Genomic DNA, 24043 nt, shown 5'->3' with positions numbered 1-24043 from the left:
GGCCAGCGCATCGCTGTCCACCAGGCGGCTCGGGGCGGGATCGGCGGCGGGGTTCAGCGGGGTGTCCATCAAGTCAGAGAGGTAGGCAACCGACACGGCGGCAAGCCGGTGCCGGCGCGATTGTGTCCCACGCTTGTGTCACCCCCTACATTCCGAGGTCGCGCTCGTCGCGGTCGCCACTTATGATGTACATGTATCCAAAAGAACATGCGAGCCTGGAGAGGGTGGCCGCTCCGTTGATCCACCGTGACACACGGGGGTCCGCCGAGCACGCTCGGCACACCCCGTTGGTCCACGGATTTTCGACGTGCATTCGCGTCTCGTGCCGTGAACCCGACCATCCCCTTGGCTTCTCCTGACCCCCTCGTCCCTGCCGCCTCACCACCCGAGGACTCCGGCCTGGGCGCCCCTTCGACCCAACCCTCACCGGTGATAGACCCCTTGCGCTCCTGGCGTGGCGTGACATCGGCCGGTCTGGGCGGTGCTGCCGGGGCCGGGGCCGGGGCCGCCGTCGGCCTGGCCTTGCAGGCCGCGCTGATTGCCAGCACCGGGCCCATCGGGATCGGCGCCGCCGTGCTGGGCGCGGTGCTGGGCGCCGCTGTCGGCGGCATGGCCGCCCCGCTGGTCGCGGCCCGCCGCGCCCCACCACCGAACGATGCGGTCATCTCGACACTGGACCGCGTCACCGGCCTGCCGACCCGGGCCGAAKTCCTGGCCAGCGTGCAGCGTGAACGCGAGGCCGAGCAAAAGCGTCGCGGCGGCACCATCGCCCCGCGCGCGCTTTTGTTGCTCGGGCTGGACCGCCTGCGCGCCCTCAACGACAGCCTGGGCCACGAGATCGGCGACCTCTGGCTGCACGAAGCCGGCACGCGCCTGACCGAGGCCTTCGACCCACCGGCGCTGATCGCCCGCCTGGGCAACGACGAGTTCGCTCTGCTCTCACCGGCCCAGCCACTGCGCGCCGACGACCCGGCGTTGCTGGGCCTGGGCGAGGCGCTGCTGCATCGCCTGCGCCGGCCGTTCTTCGGCCATGGCGGCGAGTTGCACCTGACCGCGAGCGCCGGTGCCACCTGGCTGACCGCCGACAAGCCGATCGAGCAGGCCTTGCGCGAGGCCGACCTGGCGCTGCGCCGCTCCAAGCGCGCCGGGCGCGACTGCGTGCGCGTATTCGAGCCGTCGATGAAGGCCGAGCACGATGAACGAGCACGGCTGTTGACGGCGCTGCGCAGCGCCGTGCCGGCGCAGGAGTTCCGCCTGCACTACCAGCCGCAGGTCGACCGCGCTGGCCGCGTCGTCGGCGCCGAAGCGCTGCTGCGCTGGGAGTCGCCCGAGCTGGGCAAGGTCGAGCCGTCGCGCTTCATCCCGCTGGCCGAAGAATCGGGCCTGATCGTGCCGATCGGCCGCGCCGTGATCCGCGACGCCTGCGCGGTGCTGGCCTGGTGGTCGCAAGACCCGGCGACCCGGCACCTGACGCTGTCGGTCAACGTCAGCCCGCACCAGTTTCAGCACCCGACCTTCGTCGAGGACGTGCGGCTGGCGCTGCAGACCGCCGGCGTCTCGCCCAGCCTGTTGAAGCTGGAGGTGACCGAGAACGTGATCATCTCCGACATGCCTGTCGTGCAGGCCCACATGCAGGCCCTGCGCGAGCTGGGCGTGCGCCTGAGCCTGGACGACTTCGGCATCGGCTACTCATCGTTGAGCTACCTGAAGCACCTGCCGCTGTCGCAGCTGAAGATCGACCAGGTCTTCGTGCGCAACATGCTGAGCGACCCGCGCGAAGCGGCGCTGGTGCGCACCGTGATCGCGCTGGCACGTGACCTCTCGCTCGAGCTGGTCGCCGAGGGCGTCGAAACCTCCGAGCAGCGCGAGATGCTGAGCGACCTCGGCTGCGGCCTGTACCAGGGCTACCTGTTCGGCCGGCCGGTGCCGCTGGAATCGCTGTGCGTGGTGCAGTGAGCTGAAGGCGCAGCGCGCTCAGGCCGCGGCTTCGATCGCCAGCGGGAAACGCCACTCGATGCGGGCGCCATCCGCCAGCTCGGTCACCGGCTCGATGCGCGAGTCGTGCAACTGCGCCACACGCGTCAACATCGCCGACGCCATGTCGCGCCGGTTGCCCAAGCCGGTGGCCGCGAAGGCTCGCCACGCACCGTGCGGCGCCCCGGCGATCGCGCCGCCTTCGACCGCCAGCACAGCGTAGGCCTGCTCGGCCTTCAGCGTCCAGTTGACGGTGCCGCCCGGCGGGGTGCCGTTCAGCGCCATGCGCAGCAGCTGGTCCAGCGCCATCAGCAGCGAAATGCGGTCGCCGCGGATTTCCAGCCCCCACTCGATGTCGCGCTCCAGCCGCACGGCGGCGCTGGCCGGCGGTGCCAGGCGCTCCCCGACGTCGTCGACCAGCTCGGCCAGGTCGACCATGCTCAGGCTCGCGCGGCGCAGGTTGCGCGCCCGCACGATGGCCAGGTAGTGGTCGGCGGTCTCGAAGGCCTGCCGCACATGCCGCCGGGCATCGTCGAGCAAGACCTGCCCCTTCTCGTCCAGCGCCCGCGGCGCGATCGAGTCGATCTGCACCAGCGCCGCGCCCAGCGGGTTGCGCAGGTCGTGGGTGATGAACTCCTCGGTCTCGCCCCACAGCGATTCCATCGTCCGGTGCACGGCCATCGCATGCTCACGCGCCAGCAGGCTCTGGGTACGGGCTTCGAATTGCATCCACTGCCGGTGGTAGCGCAGCGCCTCCTGGTGCTGGCCCAGGCGCGACAGGACCTCGGACAGGCACAGGCACAGGCTGGCATGCAGCTCGCCGGTGCGAAAGCGCGACCCCGGCAAGGCCTCGATCTCGCGCAGCCGCCGCTCGACCGCGGCCAAGTCGACATCGGCGTGCGCGACCTCGACCCGGCAACGCGCCAGCATGCTGGTGCCCCAGGCGATCGTGTGAGGCAGCAGCATCGCCTCGCTTTGCTGCTCGACCTTCTGGACCCAGGTCAGCGCTTCGGCCTCCTCGCCCATTTCGAGCAGCACACCAACCAGCGTGTCGAGCGAGCCGGCGCGCAGCGCGCCATGGGCCTCGGCCAGGGCGCCTTCACAGGCCTGCTGGGCAAGCTGCTTGGCCTGCGCCAGCGCCGCCAGCGCGCCGTCGGGGCGCTCTTCGGCCGCGGCCCGCGCCACGCCCAGCCAGGCCCAGGCCATGTTGTTGGCAATGCGCACGCGCTGCTGGCGTATGCCGGCATCTTCACCGGCCAGCAGCCCCAGGCACTCGTTGAACATCGAGATCGCCAGCTCGTGCTCGCCGATCAAACCCAGCGCGGTGCCCAGGTTCATCGTCAGGCGCAGCAGCAGGTCGTTGCGGCGCAGTGCGTGCGCCATGCCCAGCATCGACTGGCCGCGCCACAGTGCATCGGCATAGCGGCCGCGGTGGATGTCGACCACGATCTGGCTGTTGACCGCCCGGATCAGCGTCACCGGCTCGCCGATCGCCTCGGCCTGCTGCAGCGCCAGCGCCAGCGTCGCGTCGCGCTCGGCGTGGCCCAGCGCGTCCTGCGCCATGCCTTGCAGCAGCAGCGCGCGAACAATGCCCAGGCCGTCGCCGGCGTCGCGCGCCCGCGCTTCGGCCTCGCGCCCGACGTTCAACGCGTCGGCCGCACGCGTGGCCAGCAGGACCTGGTTGCGCTGGAAGAACGCTTCGGAGCTGGCGTCACTGTCGCCGGTGAACTCGTTGGCCGGGATCAGGTTCGGGTCATGGCTCAAGGTCTGGGGCCCCCAACACCAGGCTCACCGCCGTGCCCTGGCCCGGCTCACTGTCGACCAGGATGCGCGCCTGGTGCACCCGCGCCGCGCGCGCCACCATCGCCAACCCCAGCCCGTTGCCGTTGCGCACCGCGCCGCTGGCAAAACGCTGGAACAGCCGCACGCGCATGTCCAGCGGCAGCCCCGGGCCTTCGTCGGTCACGGTCAGCCAGATGCCGGACGGCCGGCGCGTCAGCTGCACCCGCACCGCGCTGCCAGGCGGTGCATGCTTGAAGGCGTTGCTCAGCAGGTTGCCGAGCGCGCGCATCAGCAGCAACCGATCGCCGCGCGCGACGATCGGGCGCTGCACGTCGCGCGACAGGCTGATCTGCGCACCCGCCGGTGGCGCCATCTGCTCGCAGGTGTCGTCGACCACCGTGGCCAGGTCGATGGTCTGCAGGTCTTCCTGCCGCAGGTGCTCGGCGCGCATCACGCCCAGGTACTGGTCGGCGATGTCGATCGCCCGCCGCACGCTGTGCTCGGCCCGCCGGATGCCCACCCGCGCGTCGTCCATGCCTTCTTCCTGGGCCAGCGGGCGCAGCTGCTGCACCGCCTGCACCAGCGRCTGGCGCAGCTCGTCGGTGACGAACTGGACTGCTTCGGCCCGCATTGACGCCAAGGTCTCGTCGGTCCAGCGGCCGTGCTCGCGCGCCAGCTGGGTGCGCAGGCGCGCCTTGGTCTGCGCCCACAGGCGCTGGTGGGCCAGCGCCTGCGCGAACTGGCCGGCCTGCTCATGCGCCTCGAACAGGCAGCGCAGCAGCGACAAGCGCAGGTCGCCGCCGGCCACCCGCGGGTGATGAATCGCCTCGACCTCGCGCAGCCAGCCCAACACCCGGCGGGCATCGCCATGCGGCATGCGCAGCTCGATCATTGCCTGGCTGAGGCGCTTGTGCGCCAGCGCCAGCGTACCGGCCGCTGCCGGCGACGGGTCGTGCGACTCGACGCGCTCGACCCAGCCGCGGGCCTCGTCACCCCGGCCGGCTTCCAGCAACGCACGCACCAGGCCGAACAAGGCCATGTGGCTGAAACGCGGGGGCGTGCCCAGCAACAGGGCGCAGGCCTGCTCGCCCAGCTGGCGGGCCCGCTGCAAGGCCTCGGCCGCCGCCTCGCCGCCGCTGGCTTCCAGCAGCAAGCCGCCGCGCATCAGCCAGGCCTGGGCCTGAGCGGCGGCGTAGCGGCCCATCGCCACTTTGTGGTCACCCTCGGCCAGCGACGAGGGGTGGACCCGCAGCAGCATGCGCGCCTCTTCGAACGATTCGAGCGCGAGGTCGTGCTCGCCCAGATGGCACAGGCTGGTGCCAGTCGCGAACAGAGCCTGCCGCACCATCGCCGAACGCCCTTGCGTCCGCGCCTGTTCGGCCAGCTGCCGGCAAACGGCCAGCGCCTGCGCGTGTCGGCTGCAATCGGCGTCGTGGCGCGCCTGCGCCAGCATGCACTGGAAGATCAGCGTCGCGTCACCGGACCGCCGGGCCTCGACCTCAGCGCGTTGCAACGCCTCTTCGGCGCCGGCGCGCCCCAAAGCGCCGCGCGCCGCACCTTGGGCGGTCAGCGCACGCGCCAAGGCCAGGGCGCTGCCCTGTTGTTGGGCATCGGCCACCGCGGCGTCGAACTCCTGCAGCACCGAGCCGACCGGCCGGTCCTGCCAGTCGTAGCTGACGGAATAGGTCTGCAGAGCCTCGACAGACATGATCGGCTCGGCGGGTCAGGCGAAGGTCAAGCCGGCACTTTGGTCGGCGGCAGCTCCAGCCGGTAGCCTGTCCCGTAGACGGCGTTCAGGCGAAAACCGTGTTCAGTGAGCGCCAACTTGCGGCGAATCAGGTACACGTGCTGGGCCACGGTGTGCACCCCGGCCTCGTGGTTGCGTCCCCACACGGCGGCCAGCAGCTCCTGGCGGGTGAACAGCCGGGCCGGTTCGCTGAACAGGATCCAGGCCAGGTCGAATTCGCGCGGCGCCAGCTCGACCGCCCGGCCGTCCACCGTCACCTCGCGGCGGCCGAAGTCCAGCAGGTAAGGCGGGCGGTCGATCTGCGTCAGCGTCGACGCTGCCGGCGTCATGCGGCGCAGCAGCGCATCGATGCGTGCCACGACGATCGACTCGGAACCTGGTTTCACGATGTAATCGTCGGCACCAGCTTTAAGCGCGCGCACCACGCTTTCCTCGGTGTCCAGGCCGGTCAGCATCACCACGCCGACGCCGGTGGACAACAGCTGCCGCAGCCTCGCGACGACATCGATGCCCTCCATTTCGGGCAGCCGCCAGTCGACCACCGCGCAGCGCGGGGCCTGCTTGCTCACCTCGTAAAAGAACTCATGAGGGCGAGCAAAGATCTTGACCTGATGGCCGGCGCGGGCGAGCCACTGCTCCACGCTCGCCGAACAATCGGGATCGTCTTCCAACAAATAGATCAGGGCCAAACTCCGCTCCTGTGGTCAGCATCGCGCGTGGTGAAAATCACCAAATGCGCTCGTAAACGCCATATTCGTGTCATTCGGCCGGCCGCACAATCCGGGCCTTCCGGTCGTGTCGAGATTATTGCGACATCATCCCCTCTTCAAGCCGTTGAAGATCCTTGAGGATTGGGGCAAGTGTCGGGCATACGATCTGCTTGACCGCTCGGACCGCTTGGTGCCCTACATCCTGGGGTATCCAAGCCATATCCAGCCAAAAGTTCGGAGCTTCGTCATGAATCGATCTTTCCGCCGCACCTGGGCATTGGCAGGCCTGCTGGCCTTGCTGAGCGCCACCCTGCCCATGCAGGTGGGTGCCGCGTCGCGCAGCGGCAAGGTCAACAAAGAGATCATGCCGACCTTCAGCGCCGGCCTGATCCTGAAGCTCCGCGACGACGGCGAGATCGACCCGAAGCTGGTCGCCAAGGCCCGCGCGCTGGCCAACAAGTACGGCATCAGCCTGAACCACCTGCGCAAGCTGGCCCGTGGCGGCGATGTTCTCGCGCTCGACCGGGTGCTGCCACCCGAGGTGCTGGAGCGGCTGGCCGCTGAGATCTCCAAGCTGGACCAGCGCATCGACTATGTCGAGCCCGACGTCGTGATGGTCCCGATGGGCCTGTCCAACGACAAGCACGTGTCGGCGCAATGGAACCTGACCRAATACCCCGGCGGCATCAACCTGGCCGAAGCCTGGGCGATGTCCAAGGGCAAGGACGTGGTGGTGGCGGTGGTCGACAGCGGCGTGCGCCCGCACATCGACCTGATGGCCAACCTGCTGCCGGGTTACGACTTCGTCTCCAACCGTGCCGCCGCCCGCGACGGCGATGGCCGCGACCCCTTCGCCTGGGACGAAGGCAGCTGGTACAGCGCCGGCCAATGCCATGGCGACCAATTCGGCGCCCATGACAGCCTGTGGCACGGCACCCACGTGGCCGGCACGATCGCGGCGGTGGCGAACAACAGCACCGGCATCACCGGCATCGCGCCCAAGGCCAAGGTGCTGCCGGTTCGCGTGGTCGGCCGCTGCGGTGGCTACACCTCGGACATCATCGACGGCATGATGTGGGCCGCCGGCCTGCCCGTGCGCGGAGTGCCGATGAACCAGCACCCGGCCAAGGTCATCAACCTGTCGCTGGGCAGCGTCACCGCCTGCAGCAAGGCCTTCCAGGCCGCGGTTACCGCGGTGCGCGAAGCCGGTGCGGTGGTCGTGGCCGCGGCCGGCAACTCCGACATCGATGTCGCCCGCGTCAGCCCGGCCGGCTGCCAGGGCGTGGTGGCCGTGGCCGCCAGCGACCGTGCCGGCAAGAAGGCCTACTACTCGAACTATGGCCGCCGCATCACCGTGGCCGCGCCCGGCGGCGACATGCAGGACGTGCCCGAAAACGGCATCCTGTCGCTGCTGAACGCCGGCACCAAGCGTCCGGCCGGCGACGCGCTGGCCTACATGCAGGGCACCTCGATGGCCGCCCCGCACGTCACCGGCGTGATTGCGCTGATGCTGGGCCGCAACCCGAACCTCAGCCCCGAGCGGATCCAGGCGTTGCTGAAAGGCAGCGCCCGCCCGATGCCGAGCATGGATTGCGAGGGCGGCTGCGGCGGCGGGCTGATTGACGCGGCAGCGGCAGTGGCCGCCGCAGCGTTGGTCGCGCCGTAAGCGGCTGCCGCCACCCGGCTGTCGAGCGCCCGTCCCGAGGTTCATGAGCCCCGATTTCATCGAGGTCTACGACGACGCGCTCGACCCGGCCTTCTGCCAAGGCTTCATCGAGCGCTTCGAAGCCAGCCGCCACAAGGTGCCGGGCCGCACCGGCGGCGGCGTCGACACGACCAAGAAGATCAGCCAGGACCTCTACCTGAACCAGCGTCCCGAGTTCAAGGACGACCTGGGCCAGATCCTGAAGGTCACCACCCGCCACGCCGAGGAGTACTTTCGCAAGTACCACTTCGCGCTGATCGCGCCGATGGCGTTGACGCTGGCCGATCCTGAATCGGGCCAGCCGGTGGCCGTCACCCACGACAACTACACCAAGGTCGCCGAGCCGCAGGCGGCCGACCTGATGCGCGCGCTGTACCGCCTGGGCGGCGTGCAGGCGCAGAAGTACGACCGCGGCAGCGGCAACTACAACTACTGGCACTGCGAGGTCTTCCCCGAAGCCCCGGCCAACGAAGCCCTGCACCGCACGCTGCTGTTCATGTTCTACCTGAACGACGTCGCCGAAGGCGGGCACACCGAGTTCTTCTACCAGCAGCGCGCGATCCAGCCCAAGACGGGCCGCATGGTGATCGCGCCAGCGTACTTCACCCACACCCACCGCGGCTGCACGCCCGTCTCGGGCGACAAGTACATCCTGACCAGCTGGATCCTGCTCAACCGCGCCGAGCAGCTGTACGGCGCGCGGCCGGTCCCGCGCTGACGCGCGGCCGCTCACTCGGTTCGACATGGCGGTCACGCCGCGCCCGCGCATCCGCCCCCGCCCTGCCGGTACCCGACCCTCGCGCCCCAGCGCACCGCGGCTGATCGACATCGCGCTGCAAGGCGGCGGCTCGCACGGCGCCTTCACCTGGGGCGTGCTGGACGCCCTGCTCGAGGACGACCGGCTGGTGCCCGACGGCATCTCCGGCACCAGCGCGGGCGCGATGAACGCCGCCGTGCTGGCCTGCGGTTATGCCAAAGGCGGGCGCAGCGGCGCACGCGCCGAACTGGCCTCGTTCTGGGCCGCGATCGGCGGCATCAACGATTGCTGGGCCCCGGCGCCCGGCAGCCTGCCGTTGCCCAGCGCCGTGGCCGCCAAAGCGCCGCCGGCGTGGGCCTTCAACCGCGACCAATGGCCGGGTTATGCCTTGTGGGAAGGCTGGTTGCGGCTGTGGAGCCCGTACCAGCTCAACCCCTTCAACTTCAGCCCCCTGCGCGACATCGTGCGCCGCCATGTCGACGAGACAACACTGCGAAGCGGGCCAATCAAAGTCTTCGTCGCCGCCACCTCGGTGCGCAGCGGCCAGCCACGCGTGTTCAGCGGCGACGAGCTGAGCATCGACGCGGTGATGGCCTCGGCCTGCCTGCCGCAATCGGCGGCGGCCGTCACGATCGACGGCGAGCCCTACTGGGACGGCGGCTTCAGCGGCAACCCAGCCCTGTGGCCGCTGATCTACGACACGCCGACGCACGACCTGCTGCTGGTGCAGATCAACCCGCTGCGGCGCGAGGCCACGCCGCTGACCGCGGCCGACATCAGCGATCGCATCAACGAGATCACCTTCAACGCCAGCCTGGTGGCCGAGCTGCGCGCGATCGCCTTCGTGCAGAAGCTGGTGCGCAGTCGCAAGGTCGACCCGACGCGCTACAAAGACCTGCGCCTGCACCGCGTCGCCGATGAAGAGGGCCTGGCGCCCTACAACGCCAGCAGCAAGCTCAACACCGACCCGCGGTTGCTGCAGGCGCTGTTCACGCTCGGCCGCGCTGCCGGCCAGCGTTGGCTGGCCGAACACGCCGACGACGTCGGCCAGCGTGGCACGGTCGATATCGACAAAGTCTTTCTCAGCCCACGCTGATCGACCCGCCCGCGCGCCGCGCGATCACCCCTTCGGCGCGCTGCCCGATGCGGGCGGCTTGCGCGCCCCGGGCGTCGCCGGCACGGCCGGTGTGGCGGGCACCGCAGGCACCGCCGGCGCACCGCTGACCGTGTAATCCGACGGCACCTTCATCAGCCCCGCCTCCGGCTCGCCGCGCTTCAGGTTCGCCAGGCGGTAGACCCGCTCGGCACTGCGCGGATCGGCGTCGCGCGACTGCACCGTCAGCAGCAGGTCCGGCGACGTCCAGACCTCGCGCACGATCTGGATCGGCTTCTCGTTGCCGATCTTGCCGGCCTCGATGGTCCAGGTCGTGCGCTCGCCGTTGGCGCGCACGCCCTCGATGTCCTTGCTGCCCAACGAGCTGAGCACCCCCGGCCCGCGCGGCGCGCCATGCTGGGCCTGCCAGCGCACGATCGGCGGCGGCGGCGGTGGTGGCATCAGGTTCATCACGGCCGCCGGCTGGCCGGGCGACGGGACCGATGGCACGTCGTTCAGCCGCAGCACCTGGATCTCCATCGGCTGACCGGGCACGCGCTTCGCTTCGCCTTCCGCAGCCATCGGGCCACGCGCAATCAGCACCGGCTGCGGTGGTTGCGCCGCCTGGGCAGCTTGTACCTGCGCCGCGCGTTCAACGGCCGCCACGCCCCGCATGCGCTCGTGCACCTCCCGCGACTCGCGGGCCTGTTGTCGCGCTTGCTCGGCCATCGCCCGCCCCTGCTCTCGAGCCTGCTCGGCAAAGGCGCGCCACTGGTCGGCATGTTCGGCCGCGATCGACGAGTCGTTGAACCACATCGCATGGCCGAACSCACCCAGCCGGCGTGCGGTCTTGCGCTGCGGGTCCAACAGCCAACCCTGCTTGGCCACCGGATCGCGCAGCCAGACCAGCTTGCGGTCGCCACGCTCGACCTCCTGCCGCGTGCGCCCTTCGCCGTCACGGCACAGCCGCGTCTTCTGGCTGCGCACGATGCGGTTGCCATCGGTCAACGCCTGCACCGACTCATGCACCGCGTCGGCACAGTACGGCGCGCCTTTGACAACGCGCTCGCTGCCCATCTCGTCGGAGGCAAAGCCAAAGCTCGCCTCGTCGAAGTCGAAGGCCTGGTTCATCGCGTCGCCGGCATCGGCCAGCGCCAGCTGCACGATCTCGTCGAGGTCCTGGCCAGCGTGCGCAATGGCCGGGCCACCCACCAACGCCAGCACGCAGGCCGCGGCCAGCAACGACCGCGGGCGACGCAGCAAGTTTGAAGAGTTCATCTGGGACTCCTTGGCAAAGTGAGGGGGTCAACGGGTCAGGCGCACCGCCAGCACATCGCCGGACGGGTGCATCAACAGCTCGGCATGCACCGGCTCGCCGGCCCGCGCCGGGTCGTACGGCAGGCCGAGCGCGGCCAGCCGTTCACGCGGCAACTCGGTGCGCACGACCCAGGCCGGCGCGGCCTGCGCGCCGCCTTGCCACAGCTCGGCAAAGCGCTCGGGCGATGCCACCGGCACGAAGCCGCTGGCACGCGGCACACGACCGACCGGGCCGGCGCCCATGTCCGGCGCGGCCGCGGGCGTGCGTACGGATGGCTGGTGGCCCGGGCCGACCCACCAGACCAGCAGCAGCGCCGCCAGCACCGCCATGCCAGCGGCCAACGCCGGCCAGGTGATCGCCGGGCGCATGCCGGCCCGCGGAGCCGCCGGTGCGTGGGCCGTCGCGGCTGGCAACGCCGCGCCCCGCACGCGCGTCCAGACGGCGGGCGGCGCATGCACGCCAGCCAGGTCGATGCGCAGTTGCGCGAGTGCACCGGCCAACTCAGGCGGCGGCGCGGCGTCGTCGGGCCGTGCATTGGGATTCGGATTCATGGCTCACTCCTTGACGCCGGCCGCAGAGCCTGGGCCAGGCGTTGGCGCGCGCGGTGGACCCGCGTGCGCAAGGTGTTCAGTTCGATGCCGGCGATCTGCGCCGCCTCGGCGTAGGGCCGCTCCTGCAGGTCGACCAGCACCAGCGCTTCGCGAAACGGCCACGGCAGCGCGCGCACCGCGGCCCACAAGGCCTCCAGCCGCTGCTCGCCGATCAGCGTGGCTTCGCGGTCGGGCGCGATCTCGGCCGCCGTGTGCGGCCGCGCCTCGTCATCGTCGTCTGCCGCTTCGTCGAGCAGCACATGCCGGTCGCGCAGGCGCCACGCCGCCAGCAGCGCGTGGCGCGCGATGCCGGCCAGGTAGGCACCCAGGCTGCCGCGCGACGGGTCGAACGCCTCCGGCGCATGGGCCAGCGCAACGAAGGCCTCATGCGTCGCATCCGCCGCCAACGCGGCATCACCGCACAGCGCCAGCGCGTAGCGGTAGACCGCGTCGCTCTCCTGCCTGTACGCGGCGTCGAGCCAGGCCAGGCCGGCCGGCAGCGCGGCCGGGCGGGGGCGGATGGTCCAGGGCACGAAGGGCAACATCGGTGGCAGCAGGTTCGCTTCACCGAATGGGCACGAGCGCCCCTAAAAGTTCCCGACGCTTGAAAACGGCTCGGCGCCGCCGGCGGCTCAACCGCCCATCACACTGCCAATCAAGCGGTGAAAGTGGTGCACGCCCTGCTCCCGCGTCGGCGAGTAACGGCCGTGCTTGTAAAAGCGCGAGCGCAAGCCGCGCTGCACCGTCATCACCACCGCCTCGTCCTCCATCTCGACCTGGTCGAGCGCGCCGCCGGCACCGCCGCCTTGCAGCTCGGGCTTCCAGACGTACGAGCGGAAGCGAACACGAGTGCGCGCAGGGCCAACCGGCACCACCTGATTGACCGACAACCCCCAGGGGTAGAAGTTCAGCATCAGGTTCGGGAACACCCAGTAGTAGTAGGCCGCGATGCGCTGTCCATGGTCGGGCGATTCAGGCGGCAGCTCGAACGCCGGCTCGTCGGGCTTGGCCACCGCCAGCTGCAGGTTGGCCCATGGCAACAGCTCATAGCGGTACTGCGCCAGGTCCAATGTCTGCGTCAGCCCCGGGTGCACGAACGGGATGTGCAGGCCCTCGAGGTAGTTTTCGCAGTACAGCGCCCAGTGCGCATCGAACTCGTAGTCGCGGCTGGCGGCAGCGTCGAGCTTGAACGCGTGCAGCGGCAACCACGCCAGCCGCTCGCGCAACGGGCCGAACACCTCGTCGAACGATGCCAGTGGCTCGCCGATCGTCACGAAGGCCTGACCGCCCCAGTCGTGCAGCGGCAGCTGCGGCAGGTGGTCGCATGGGCGCGGGAAGTCGAGCGCCTTCTGGAACTCGGGCATGAACACCATCCGGCCATCGAGCTCGAAGCGGCGCGAGTGGTAGCCGCAGCGGATCTGCTTCGCACCCTGGCAGGTCTCGTGCACCAGCAGGTTGCCGCGGTGCGTGCAGACGTTGCTGAGGCAGCGCAACGCGCCCGCCGTATCGCGAGACAACAGCAGCGGCTCGTCCAGGCAACCCGCCAGCAGCTCGCGCGGCACCAGCGCGCCGGGCGCTGCCGCATCGGCCAAATCCCCCAGCCACTGCCAGCTGCGCGCGAACAGCTGCTCGCGCTGCTGGGCTTGCGCCGCCGGGTCGAGGTAGAAGGCTTTGTCCAGCGTTTCGGCACGCGCCACCTCGGGGTGGACCTGCCAGCGGTTCAGTGCAGCGGTGTCGGGGGCGTTCATCCGTCGATGATGGCACCGGCATCCACTGCATGGCTCGCGCACAATCCCTGGCCTTGAGGCCCGCCTTCGCGGGCAGGGGAAGCCGCTCCGATGAAGACCTTCGGCCAACGGGCAGACCGCAGCGGCGGCCTGCGCCTGGAACGCATGCGCGCCTCGCCGCTGTGGCAAGACGGTGAACGCGGCGGTGGCTTCCGCAACATCCACCCCGCGCTGCCGGGCCTGCGCGACACCAGCGGCCCACGCCCCTCATTGAGCGACTTCCTGTGCGGCGGCGACCGTCGCGCGCCGAGCCAGCCGCTGCCCACGGTCAACCCGCTGCCGCTGTGGCAACAGCCGGCTGACACCGGCCTGCGCGCCACCTGGCTCGGCCACTCGACGGTGCTGGTCGAGATCGACGGCTACAAGGTCCTGACCGACCCGGTCTGGGGCCCACGCGCGTCACCGTTGCGCTTTGCTGGCCCCAAGCGCTTCCAGCCGGTGCCGATCAAGCTGAAGACGCTGCCGCTGCCCGACGTGGTCGTGATCTCGCACGACCACTACGACCACCTCGACTACCCAACCGTCGTCGCGCTGGCGCGCCACACCCAGGTGCCAATCGTCACTTCGCTCGGCGTCGGCGCACACCTCGAAGCCTGGGGCGTACCGGCCGCGCGCATCACTGAGCTGGACTGGTGGGAAAGCTTCACGCTACCCGGCGGTGAGCTCGAAGTCGTTGCCGCACCGTCGCAGCATTTCTCCGGCCGCGGACTGAAAGACCGCAACGCGACGCTGTGGTCATCGATGGTGATCCGCACCGCGAAACACCGCGTCTTCTTCAGCGGCGACACCGGGCTGACGACCGAGTACGAAGTCATCCGCGACCGGCTCGGCCCGTTCGACCTGATCATGCTCGAAGTCGGCGCCTTCCACCCGTCCTGGGGCGACATCCACCTCGGCCCCGAGAACGCGCTGAAGGCCTGGCAGCTGCTCGGTGGCGGGCCCTTCCTGCCGATCCACTGGGGCACCTTCGCGCTCGCGCTGCACCCGTGGGACGAGCCGGCCGAGACGCTGCTGGCGCACGCCGCCGCACTGCAGGTGCCATTGGTGATGCCCAAGCTCGGCGAGCCTGTCGAGCCGGGCCGCGTCGAAGGCGTGACGCCCTGGTGGCGCGGCGTCGATGCCAGCGGCAACGCAGCGCCCGCGGGCCTGATGGCACCGCTCAAGCTGCCGCGCGAATTGCCCTGGCCGCTGGACTGAGACTCAGCGCCAACGCCGCCGCAGCAGCCCGCGCGGGAACCCGAAGCGCTCAACCCAGACGCCAGCGCCGACCGCCATGCCGATGGCCACTGCGAGCAGTGGCACCAGCTCCGACAGGTCGACGCCCAGCGTCTCATGCAGCCACGGCAAGGCCCAGTGCGCGACCGCGCCGGTCGTGAACGCCATGGCCAGCACCGTCATCAGCGTGTCGCGCTTCAGTCGCACATAACCCCGCTCCAGCGCGGCCAGCCGGCGGGCGTGCTCATCTTCCAGTTCGCGGCGCTGGCGCGCCAGGTCGTGCGCGGCCTCGGCGGCATGCGCGGCCTGCAGCCGGGCATGGAAGCCAGCGGGCAGCGCCGGTGGCGGCAACAACCGGGTCAGCGCATCGTCCAGAGCCGGGTCGGGTGGCGGGTCGAACAGGTCGGTCGGGTTCATCTGGGCATCTCCTGGCTCACAGCCACAACGCGGGGTCGGCCAGCCCTTGCTCGGCCAGGCGCCCCCGCAGAGCCTGGCGGCCGCGGTGCAAATGGGTTTTGACTGTCGCCTCGGGCAGGCCCAGCATCGCGGCCACCTCGGCCACCGCGCGCTCTTCGTAGTAGTACAGCGTCAGCGCCAGGCGCTGCGCGTCGGGCAACGCTTCGACCAACTGGGCGAGCACCGCCCGGCCATCGGCATGGCGTGAATCGTCCGGCGCAGCGATCTCGTCCGCTTCGGCCTGCACGGCCTCGTCACTCAGTGAAACAGCCATGGGGCCACCGCGCTCGATCAACGTCAGGCAGCGGTTGCGGGTGATCGCATACAACCAGGTCGACAACGCCCCCACAGCAGGCCGGTAGCCCGCCAGCGCACGCCAGGCGCGCAGCAGGCTGTCCTGTGCCGCCTCCTCGGCCCTTGCCGGGTCTCGCAGCATCGCCAGGCACAGCCGAAAGACCTTCGGCGAATAGCGCGCGGCCAGCCGCTCGAAGGCCGCATCGGCGGCACCGGCCACCAGCAGCTCGACGATGTCGCGGTCGCGCCGCGCAGCCTCGCTGACGCCTGAGTCCAGCGGCAAGTTCATCAGCTCAGGCGGCGCGTCCAGGGGCATGGGCCTTGGTACCCCGCCGACCCGGCCTGGGTTTCAAACCCGGCCAAAGAATTTTTCATGTGCCGGCTGAAACCTCGCGACGGCCCCGGCGGTATCAAGACGGAACCCAGCCCATTCACCACCACCGAGGACCCCATGCACGACATCGCMGAACTCAAAAGCATCATGCCCTTCATGATTCCCATCGTCGCGATTGTGATGGGCGTCGGCATCGGCATGCTCGGGCTGTGGACCGACTACCGCAAGAAGCGCGAGATCTTCGAACTGCACCACAAGGAGCGCATGCTGGCGATCGAACGCGGCATGGAAGTGCCGCCCTTGCCCGAGTCGCTGCTGGCGCCCGCCGAACGCGAGTCGTCCAAAGGCCCGGTGTCCAACGACTACCTGCGCCGCGGGCTGCTGTGGCTGCTGGTCGGCCTGGCGATCTCGACCGCACTGGCGTTGAACCTGAGCCTGAACAACGCCACCTGGGGCTTGATCCCGGTCGCCGTCGGCCTGGCCTACCTGATCTATTACGCCGTCGACACCCGCCAGCGCGCCGCCGTTCCCCCCTCAGGAGATCCGAACTGATTGTGTATTTCGACTACAAAGCTTTCCTGCTTTTCCGCTCAACTACAGCAAAACTACACAAAACTCGCCGGGTAAATCCCAAGTCGTCAATGTAGTTTTGCTTCACTAGCATCAACGCCTGCTGACCGGCCCCGGCATCCGCCGGGTCGGCGCGTTGTCGTTTTGGAGACCGGCATGGATGCGATGTGGCGGGGTTGGCTGCGCAAGGCGCGGCAGGTGATGGTGTCGGGCTTCGCGGCCGCCTTGGTGGCCGCGTGCGGTGGCTCCAGCGAGGCACCTGCCGACGACACGAGCCTGGCCGCGGCCAACAGTGCCGATGCACAGAGCGTGCTCGTCGCCGTGCCCGATGCGCGCCGCAGCGCGCAAGCCGCCACCGCGGCCACCACGCTCAAGGTGCACTACCACCGCACCAACGCGGACTACGACGGCTGGCAGATCCACACCTGGGGCGCCGCACAAGACCCAGGCTGGAACAACGGCTGGAACGCGAGCGGAACCGACAGCTTCGGCAACGTCTACGACGTGCCGCTGGTCGCCGACTCAGGTGCCGTCGGCTACCTGTTCCACAAGGGCGACACCAAAGACCACGGCGGCGCCGACCAGAACTACCAGCTGGTGCAAGGTGCGGCCAACGAGATCTGGCGCATCGAGAACGACGCGACCACGTACCTCAAGAACCCGTTCGACAGCGGCCCGCCGGACCTCACGACCGTGCGTGTGCATTACCTGCGCTACGCGAACGATTACGCCGCCTGGGGCCTGCACCTGTGGAACGGCAGCGGGCTCGACGCGAGCCGCCTGCCCGGTGTCGCGATCGAGAACTGGGACGCGCCGGTCGCGTTCAACCTGATGCCGGGTTATGCACTCGGCAGCGGTGAGGTCRTGTTCGACATCCCGGTCGTCAACCCGAAGAATGATTCAAGCAAGACGTCGTTGGAATTCATCATCCACGGCATGGCCCCGAACCAGAACGACAAGGACGGCCGGCCGAACAACATCCACGTGGACTATGCGGGGCTGAACATCGCCAACCAGGTCGGCCAGATCTGGCTGATCGAGCAGGACGCCACCGTCTACATCGCCCCGCCCGACCTGCGCTCGGTGTCGACGGCCGATGCGCGCGCCGTGTGGCTGACCAAGCAGCTGATCAAGTGGCCGCGCGTCAACAGCGGCGGAGTCGTCAAGCTGTACCACTCGGTCACTGGCCAGATCGTGGTCGCAAAAGACCAGGCAGTCACCGGCGCCGACGGCTTCATCACGCTCGACGCCTTCAGCGGCCAGGTGCCACCGGACGCAGCGCTGCGGTTCAAGTACGTCGCCAACGGCTCGGTGTTCAACGTGCGTGACGCCGACCTCGCGCTGCTGCCCTCGCTGCACACCAAGCAGCTGGTGCTGGTGCAGGAAGACACCAACGGCTTGGTGCAGAACGCGACCACCGGCCAGCTCGCCGGCGCGCTCGACGACCTGTATGCCGCGGCCTACGCCGTGCCCGACCTGGGCGCGACCGTGGCCAACGGAGCGACCACCTTCAAGCTGTGGGCACCTACCGCGCAGCAGGTCGCTCTGTACCTGTACCCGAACGGCGCTGATCCCGCGCTCAGTGCCGAGGCGATGAGCTTCGACCCCACCACCGGCGTCTGGAGCCTGACCAAGCCCGGCGACCTCTCCAGTGCCTACTACCGCTTCGGCGTGCGCGTGTTCGCGCGCGGCGTCGGCGTCGTGCGCAACCTCGTCACCGACCCGTATTCGCTCAGCCTCTCAGGCGACAGCCGCCGCAGCTACGTGGCCGACATGAACAGCGAGCGCTTCAAGCCCGCCGGCTGGGACGCGAGCCACCCGCCTGAAACGGTCAGCGTGTCGCCCGACATGTCGATCTACGAATTGCACGTGCGCGACTTCTCGGCCAACGACGCGAGCGTGCCCGAGGCGCACCGCGGCAAGTACCTCGCGTTCACCGACAGCCACTCGAACGGCATGAAGCACCTGAAGGCACTGGCCGCCGCCGGCTTGACCGACGTGCACCTGCTGCCTTCGTTCGACTTGGCCAGCGTGCCCGAGAAGGGCTGCGTCACGCCCAGCCCGAGCGGCGCGCCAGACTCGCCCGACCAGCAAGCCACGGTCGCCGCCACCGCGGGCCAGGACTGCTTCAACTGGGGTTACGACCCCTACCACTTCACCGCGCCCGAAGGCTCGTTCGCCAGCGCGGTCACCAACGGCGCGACCCGCATCATCGAGTTCCGCCGCATGGTCAAGTCGCTCAACGCGGCCGGCCTGCGCGTCGGCATGGACGTGGTCTACAACCACACCACTGCGTCGGGCCAGAACGACCACTCGGTGCTCGACAAGGTCGTGCCGGGCTATTACCACCGGCTCGACGCGGCCGGCAACATCGAACACTCGACCTGCTGCGAAAACACCGCGACCGAGAACCACATGATGGGCAAGCTGATGATCGACTCGGTCATCACCTGGGCCCGCGACTACCACGTCAGCTCGTTCCGCTTCGACATCATGGGCCACCAGCCGCGCTCGGTGATGGAAGAGCTGAAGGCCAAAGTCAAGGCCGCTGCGGGTCGAGATGTGCAGCTGCTCGGCGAAGGCTGGAACTTCGGCGAAGTCGCCAACGGCCAGCGCTTCGTGCAGGCCGAGATGCTCTCGCTCAACGGCAGTGGCATCGGCAGCTTCAACCCGCTGATCCGCGACGCGGTTCGCGGCGGCGGCTGCTGTGATTCCGGCACCAGCCTGGTCTCGTCGCAAGGCTATGTGAACGGCCTCTGGTACGACCCGAACGAGCTCGGCGGCGGCCGCTCGAAGACCGACCTGATGTGGCTGGGCGACGTCATCAAGGCAGGCCTGGCCGGCTCGATCCGCAGCTACCCGCTAACCACCCACTGGGACGCCACGCTGCCGCTGGAGCAGATCAACGTCGGCGGCATCCCGGCCGGCTGGGTGATCGACCCGGCCGAGGTCGTGAACTACTTCGAGAACCACGACAACCAGACCTTCTTCGACATCAACGCCTACCGCTTGCCGCTGGCCACCAGCAAGGAAGACCGGGCTCGCGTGCAGATGCTGGGCGCCGCGCTGAACACATTCGCCCAAGGCGTCGCCTACTTCCACGCCGGCGTCGACACCGAGCGCAGCAAGTCGATGGACCGCAACAGCTACGACTCGGGCGACTGGTTCAACAAACTCGACTGGAGCTACACCGACAACAACTTCGGCGTCGGCCTGCCGATGCAGCGCGACAACGGCAACGAGTGGGGCCTGATCCAGCCGCGCCTGGCGAACCCGTTGATCAAGCCGACGGGCAATGAGATCGGCTGGACGCGCGATGTCTTCCGAGACCTGCTGAAAATCCGCCAGAGCTCGGCGCTGCTGCGCCTGCGCACGGCCGACGACATCAAGGCTCGCTTGCAGTTCCTCAATACCGGCTCAGGCCAGGAGGCCACGGTGCTGGCCGCGCTGCTCAACGGCAGCGGCTACGCCGGCGCCAATTTCAGCAAGCTCGCCTACTTCGTCAACGTCGACAAGGTAGCGCACAGCGTCAGCGCCGACGCCCTGAAGGGCCAGGCCTTCCAGCTGCACCCGGTGCATCAGTCGCCGAACGCGGCCGACAAGCGCGTGACCGAAGCCAGCTTCGACGCAGGCACCGGCACGGTCAACGTGCCCGCCCGTACCGCGGTGGTCTTCATCGTGAATTGAGGGCCGAAGCCGGGCATCGTGCAACGGGGCGCGCGTAGCGCCGCCCCCATCAAGTGGCGTGCGCGGATCCGGCTTGGCCGGTCCGCTGCGCGAGCCCCCTCGGGGGGCAGGCCCCCTCGGGGGGGCGGGCCCCTGGCAGGGGGCCGTGGGGGCTCACAACTTCTTAGGTGCCAGCAGCTTGTCGACCCGGGCTTTGGCCCGGTTCGACACGATCATCTGCTCGAAGCCGTTGGCGTCGGCGTAGAGCTTGGCGCCTTCGGCCCGACAACTGGTGGACAGCTGCAGCAGTGCGTCGGCGGCCATCAGCTTCTGAGCCGCCTTGGCCTCATCGATCAGCTTGTCCGCCTCGGCCTTGCGCAATCCGCGCAAATAGGCCCTGCCGACGAAGGCAAAGCCTTGCTCGGTCAAACGCACCAGGCCGGGCTTGAGGCTGCGCTCGCCGGCTTTGTATCGGTTGGCCATCTCGGTCGCATCGTGCTCCAACACCGCCACGCACGAGGCCGCGCGGTTGAAGAACAGGGTGTCGGCCTCAGTGGCCGCGGCGTGGGCGGCCATCGGCCCCAGCAGCACGGCGGGCAGGATCAGGCAGGGCAGGCATCGGCGCACGGTGAAAGGTGTTGGCACGTGGTCAATTCGGGCAGTATCGCGTGTCCGCCGGTCCCCCCACGCGTTCAGGGCTTGGGGGGACGCCGCCGGGGCACTGCCGAGTGTCAGGCAGACGAACCAACGCGGTGGCCCCCGCCGCCGCCGACACGCCCCCGGCCCGATTCACCCGACGCAGCGTGATGCTTTGAGCGGGCCGACCGGTTGAACTTCCGGCCCGCGCGCCACACTCACCGGTTGGAGCCGCTGCTGCCCATGCACACCACCCGCCTTCCAGCCGTGGCCGGTTCGTTCTACCCCGCCGAGCCACAGGCCTTGCGCGACGAGATCGCGCGGTGCTTCGCTTTGGCCCGCCCGACGCTGCCCGACCCCAGCGGCCGCCCGCCGAAGCTGCTGGTGGTGCCGCATGCCGGCACCGTCTACTCCGGCCCGGTGGCGGCCAGCGCCTACGCCGCGGTGGCCGCGGCCGCGCGCCACGGGCACATCCGCCGCGTCGTGTTGCTGGGCCCGGCGCACCGGGTGCCGGTGCGCAGCCTGGCCGCCCCGACAGTCGACGCTTTCGACAGCCCGCTGGGCGCCGTGCCGCTGGACACCGCCGCGCTGGCCAGCCTGGACGACCTGCCCCAGGTCGAACGCAGCGACCGCGCGCATGCACAGGAGCATTCGCTGGAGGTGCAGCTGCCGTTCTTGCAGCAGGTGTTGGGCAACGACTTCGCGCTGGTGCCGCTGTTGGTGGGCGATGCCCGCCCGGCCGAGGTGGCCGAGGTGCTGGAGCGCCTGTGGGGCGGCGACGAGACGCTGGTGCTGATCAGCAGCGACCTGTCGCACTATCTGCGCTACGACGAAGCCCAACGTTGCGACGAAGCCACCGTCAGGCGCCTGTTGGAGCAAGACGGCAGGCTGGAGCCCGACGAAGCCTGCGGCGCCCGCGCGCTCAACGGCGCGCTGCGGGTGGCCAGCCGCCATGGCCTGCGGCCGCGCCTGCTCGACCTGCGCAACTCGGGCGACACGGCAGGCGACCATCGCCGCGTCGTCGGCTACGCCGCGCTGGCCTTCGACGCCCCCGCCGAACCCGAGCTGACGAGCGAAGACGTGATGGCTGCGGCCGAGCGAGCCCTCGGCGCCGCCGCCTTCTCCATCGCCCGCAACGCCATCGCCGAGGCCCTGGGCGARGCCGCCGTGGACGAACCGCCGCACCCGGCGCTCGACACGCCGCTGGCCTGCTTCGTCAGCCTGCACAGTGCCGATGGCGAATTGCGTGGCTGCGTCGGCCGGCTGGAGACCGACCACCTGCTGCGCGACGCCCTGCGTGCCAACGCCTGCGCTGCGGCGTTCCGMGACACGCGATTTCCGCCGCTCGCTGCCGACGAATGGCCCGGCCTGCAGATCGAAGTCTCACTGCTCGGGCCCCTGCAACCGCTGCCCGCCAACGACGAAGCCGAGGCACTGGCCGCCATGCGCCCGGGCGAAGACGGCCTGGTGCTGAGCTGGCATGACCAGCGCGCAGTGCTGCTGCCGCAGGTCTGGGACCAGTTGCCCACGCCCAGCGCCTTTCTTGAAGCGCTGAAGCACAAGGCCGGCTTGCGCAGCCACTTCTGGGACGACGACGTGCACCTGGAGCGCTTCGAGGTGCGCCACTTCGGGGGCTGTGCATGAGCCCCGCTGCTGACCAAGACCAGGCCTACCCCGGCCGCTGGTGGCACCGGCTCGACGACGGCCGCGTGCAATGCGACCTCTGCCCACGCGACTGCCGCCTGCACGAGGGCCAGCGCGGCCTGTGCTTCGTGCGCCAACGGGTCGGCGATGCAATGGTGCTGACCACCTACGGCCGCAGCTCGGGCTTTTGCATCGACCCGATCGAGAAGAAGCCGCTGAACCACTTCCACCCGGGCTCCAGCGTGTTCTCGTTCGGCACCGCCGGCTGCAACCTGGCCTGCAAGTTCTGCCAGAACTGGGACATCTCGAAAAGCCGTGAGATGGACCGGCTGATGGACTCGGCGTCGCCCGASCGCATCGCTGAAGTGGCCGCCGAGGCCGGCTGCCGCAGCGTCGCCTTCACCTACAACGACCCGGTCATCTTTGCCGAGTACGCGATCGATGTCGCGCAGGCTTGCCACGCGCACGGCCTGGCCACCGTCGCGGTGACGGCGGGCTACATCCACGCCGAACCGCGGCGCGAGTTCTACGCCCACATGGACGCCGCCAACGTCGACCTGAAGGGCTTCACCGAAGCCTTCTACTTCCAGCAGACCGGCGCTCACCTGGCGCCCGTGCTCGACACGCTCGAGTACCTGAAGCACGAGACCGACTGCTGGTTCGAGATCACCACACTGCTGATCCCCGGCCACAACGACGCCAGCGACGAGATCGAGGCCGAGTCGCGCTGGATCATGGAGCACCTGGGCCCCGACGTGCCACTGCACTTCACCGCCTTCCACCCCGACTACAAGATGCTGGACGTGGCACCGACGCCCGCGACCACGTTGACCCGCGCCCGCGAGATCGCGCTGGCGCAAGGGCTGCACCACGTCTACACCGGCAACGTGCACGACCGCACCGGCGGCACCACCTTCTGCCCCAGCTGCAAAGCGCCGTTGATCGAGCGCGACTGGTACGAGGTGCTGCGCAACGAGCTCGACGAACGTGGCACCTGCCCGCACTGCAGCACCAAGGTCGCCGGCCGCTTCAGCCACTTCACGCGCGGCTTCGGCCGTCGCCGAGTGCCGCTGCGCGTGGCCACGGCCTAGGCCGTCGGCCGCAGCGGCCAGACGTGGCCGGCAAGCGAGTCGATCACCGCCTGCTGCGCCGGGCTCACCGGCCGCTCGGCCTGCACCAGCACCTTGACCTCGCGCACGATCGGGCAATCGGCCGTGCGCACATGGGCCAGCCCGGCCGCATCGGCGATCGACTGCGGCATGAAGGCCACGCCGAAGTTCGAGCGCACGAAGGCCTGGATCCAGTCTTCGCGGTGCGACTGCTGCACCACCTCGAGCCGCACGTTGCGCTCGTCGAGCAGGCGCTCGATGTAGCTCGAGAACTCGCAATACGTGCGTTCGCAGTAACGCTCGCGGTCCAGCTCGGCCATCTCGATCGTCGCGCGGCCGCCGAAGCGGTGGTCGTCGCCGATCGCGACCACGTAGTCCTCGCGAAACAGCGGCGTGGCCCTGAAGCGGCGCGGCGTTTCGTAAGGGCTGCACATGATGCCGAGATCGACCTCGCCGCGGTCCAGCTCGTCGGTCAGCGCCTCGAGGTTGCCCTCACGAAATGTCAGCTCGATCGCGTGCCGGTCCTGGCTCTCGATGAAGCCGGGCAGCACCTGGTGAAAGTCGATCGTGCACATCACGCCGACGCGCACCACCTCGTGCTGCTCGCGGGTCAGCCGCCGCGCCTGTTCGCGCGTGGCCTGCGCGGTGTCGAAGAT

Annotated in this window: 20 protein-coding genes; 9 read left to right on the top strand and 11 right to left on the bottom strand. The window is 69.6% G+C overall.

What is annotated here, in order from left to right; all coding sequences use genetic code 11:
- The first annotated feature begins 441 nt into the window (after positions 1-441).
- Positions 442-1956 (top strand): putative bifunctional diguanylate cyclase/phosphodiesterase, encoded by a 1515-nt coding sequence (locus AC1DYI_RS06795; protein ID WP_477203322.1) that lies wholly within the window; start codon positions 442-444, stop codon positions 1954-1956.
- Positions 1957-1974: 18 nt separating this feature from the next.
- Here the strand turns inward: AC1DYI_RS06795 and AC1DYI_RS06790 are convergent, their stop codons facing one another.
- Genes AC1DYI_RS06790 through AC1DYI_RS06780 form a run of 3 tightly spaced genes read right to left on the bottom strand, consistent with a single transcriptional unit; the run spans position 1975 to position 6192 of the window.
- On the bottom strand, positions 1975-3738 hold the full coding sequence (locus tag AC1DYI_RS06790) for a hypothetical protein (protein ID WP_477203321.1): 1764 nt from the start codon (positions 3736-3738) through the stop codon (positions 1975-1977).
- Positions 3728-5464 carry an ATP-binding protein gene (locus AC1DYI_RS06785; protein ID WP_477203320.1) on the bottom strand — a complete coding sequence of 579 codons (1737 nt, stop codon included), beginning with the start codon at positions 5462-5464 and terminating at the stop codon, positions 3728-3730. The genes AC1DYI_RS06790 and AC1DYI_RS06785 overlap by 11 nt, the downstream gene beginning before the upstream one ends.
- Positions 5465-5490: 26 nt before the next feature.
- Entirely contained in the window at positions 5491-6192 is a 702-nt protein-coding gene (locus AC1DYI_RS06780; RefSeq protein ID WP_477203319.1) for a response regulator transcription factor, read from the bottom strand.
- Positions 6193-6460: 268 nt separating this feature from the next.
- Here AC1DYI_RS06780 and AC1DYI_RS06775 point away from each other — a divergent pair, with 268 nt between their 5' ends.
- Genes AC1DYI_RS06775 through AC1DYI_RS06765 form a run of 3 tightly spaced genes read left to right on the top strand, consistent with a single transcriptional unit; the run spans position 6461 to position 9771 of the window.
- Entirely contained in the window at positions 6461-7879 is a 1419-nt protein-coding gene (locus tag AC1DYI_RS06775; protein WP_477203318.1) for a S8 family peptidase, read from the top strand.
- 43 nt (positions 7880-7922) lie between these two features.
- A complete protein-coding gene (locus AC1DYI_RS06770) occupies positions 7923-8636 on the top strand; it encodes a 2OG-Fe(II) oxygenase (RefSeq protein WP_477203317.1) in 714 nt (237 codons plus the stop codon).
- Positions 8637-8661: 25 nt separating this feature from the next.
- Entirely contained in the window at positions 8662-9771 is a 1110-nt protein-coding gene (locus tag AC1DYI_RS06765) for a patatin-like phospholipase family protein (RefSeq protein WP_477203316.1), read from the top strand.
- A gap of 24 nt (positions 9772-9795) precedes the next feature.
- Here AC1DYI_RS06765 and AC1DYI_RS06760 read toward each other — a convergent pair whose 3' ends face one another.
- The 4 genes from AC1DYI_RS06760 to AC1DYI_RS06745 all read right to left on the bottom strand — a co-directional run bounded on the left by AC1DYI_RS06760 (position 9796) and on the right by AC1DYI_RS06745 (position 13424).
- The gene (locus AC1DYI_RS06760) at positions 9796-11046 is read right to left on the bottom strand and encodes a hypothetical protein (protein WP_477203315.1); all 1251 of its coding nucleotides are present in this window, start codon (positions 11044-11046) and stop codon (positions 9796-9798) included.
- Between the two features lie 27 nt (positions 11047-11073).
- Complete coding sequence (locus tag AC1DYI_RS06755) at positions 11074-11637, bottom strand: hypothetical protein (protein ID WP_477203314.1); 564 nt, start codon at positions 11635-11637, stop codon at positions 11074-11076.
- Positions 11634-12221 (bottom strand): RNA polymerase sigma factor, encoded by a 588-nt coding sequence (locus AC1DYI_RS06750; RefSeq protein WP_477203313.1) that lies wholly within the window; start codon positions 12219-12221, stop codon positions 11634-11636. Before AC1DYI_RS06750 ends, AC1DYI_RS06755 begins: the two co-directional genes overlap by 4 nt.
- Before the next feature lie 87 nt (positions 12222-12308).
- Positions 12309-13424: an aromatic ring-hydroxylating oxygenase subunit alpha gene (locus tag AC1DYI_RS06745; RefSeq protein WP_477203312.1), complete on the bottom strand. Its 1116-nt coding sequence runs from the start codon at positions 13422-13424 to the stop codon at positions 12309-12311.
- A 90-nt stretch (positions 13425-13514) separates the two neighbouring features.
- On the opposite strand from AC1DYI_RS06745, the gene AC1DYI_RS06740 reads away from it, so the two are divergent.
- Positions 13515-14660: an MBL fold metallo-hydrolase gene (locus AC1DYI_RS06740; RefSeq protein WP_477203311.1), complete on the top strand. Its 1146-nt coding sequence runs from the start codon at positions 13515-13517 to the stop codon at positions 14658-14660.
- A 3-nt stretch (positions 14661-14663) separates the two neighbouring features.
- Here the strand turns inward: AC1DYI_RS06740 and AC1DYI_RS06735 are convergent, their stop codons facing one another.
- Complete coding sequence (locus tag AC1DYI_RS06735; protein ID WP_477203310.1) at positions 14664-15095, bottom strand: hypothetical protein; 432 nt, start codon at positions 15093-15095, stop codon at positions 14664-14666.
- Between the two features lie 16 nt (positions 15096-15111).
- Positions 15112-15744 (bottom strand): RNA polymerase sigma factor, encoded by a 633-nt coding sequence (locus AC1DYI_RS06730; RefSeq protein WP_477203309.1) that lies wholly within the window; start codon positions 15742-15744, stop codon positions 15112-15114.
- Positions 15745-15879: 135 nt separating this feature from the next.
- On the opposite strand from AC1DYI_RS06730, the gene AC1DYI_RS06725 reads away from it, so the two are divergent.
- Positions 15880-16314, top strand: a complete 435-nt coding sequence (locus tag AC1DYI_RS06725; protein ID WP_477203308.1) for a DUF6249 domain-containing protein — start codon at positions 15880-15882, stop codon at positions 16312-16314.
- A gap of 174 nt (positions 16315-16488) precedes the next feature.
- A complete protein-coding gene (locus AC1DYI_RS06720) occupies positions 16489-20019 on the top strand; it encodes an alpha-1,6-glucosidase domain-containing protein (protein ID WP_477203307.1) in 3531 nt (1176 codons plus the stop codon).
- A 153-nt stretch (positions 20020-20172) separates the two neighbouring features.
- Here the strand turns inward: AC1DYI_RS06720 and AC1DYI_RS06715 are convergent, their stop codons facing one another.
- Positions 20173-20643: a hypothetical protein gene (locus AC1DYI_RS06715; protein WP_477203306.1), complete on the bottom strand. Its 471-nt coding sequence runs from the start codon at positions 20641-20643 to the stop codon at positions 20173-20175.
- Positions 20644-20877: 234 nt separating this feature from the next.
- Between AC1DYI_RS06715 and amrB the strand changes: the two genes are divergently transcribed.
- A complete protein-coding gene (gene amrB, locus AC1DYI_RS06710; protein ID WP_477203305.1) occupies positions 20878-22278 on the top strand; it encodes an AmmeMemoRadiSam system protein B in 1401 nt (466 codons plus the stop codon).
- Positions 22275-23369, top strand: a complete 1095-nt coding sequence (amrS, locus tag AC1DYI_RS06705; protein ID WP_477203304.1) for an AmmeMemoRadiSam system radical SAM enzyme — start codon at positions 22275-22277, stop codon at positions 23367-23369. The genes amrB and amrS overlap by 4 nt, the downstream gene beginning before the upstream one ends.
- Here the strand turns inward: amrS and AC1DYI_RS06700 are convergent.
- Positions 23366-24043 (bottom strand): LysR family transcriptional regulator substrate-binding protein (locus tag AC1DYI_RS06700; RefSeq protein WP_477203303.1); only part of this gene is annotated, 678 nt, incomplete at its 5' end. The genes amrS and AC1DYI_RS06700 overlap by 4 nt on opposite strands.

The sequence above is a fragment of the Ideonella sp. P3_A4 genome, assembly GCF_056403075.1.
Note: the sequence above shows the minus strand (reverse complement) of the source record. Positions and strands in the feature narration are given on the sequence as shown.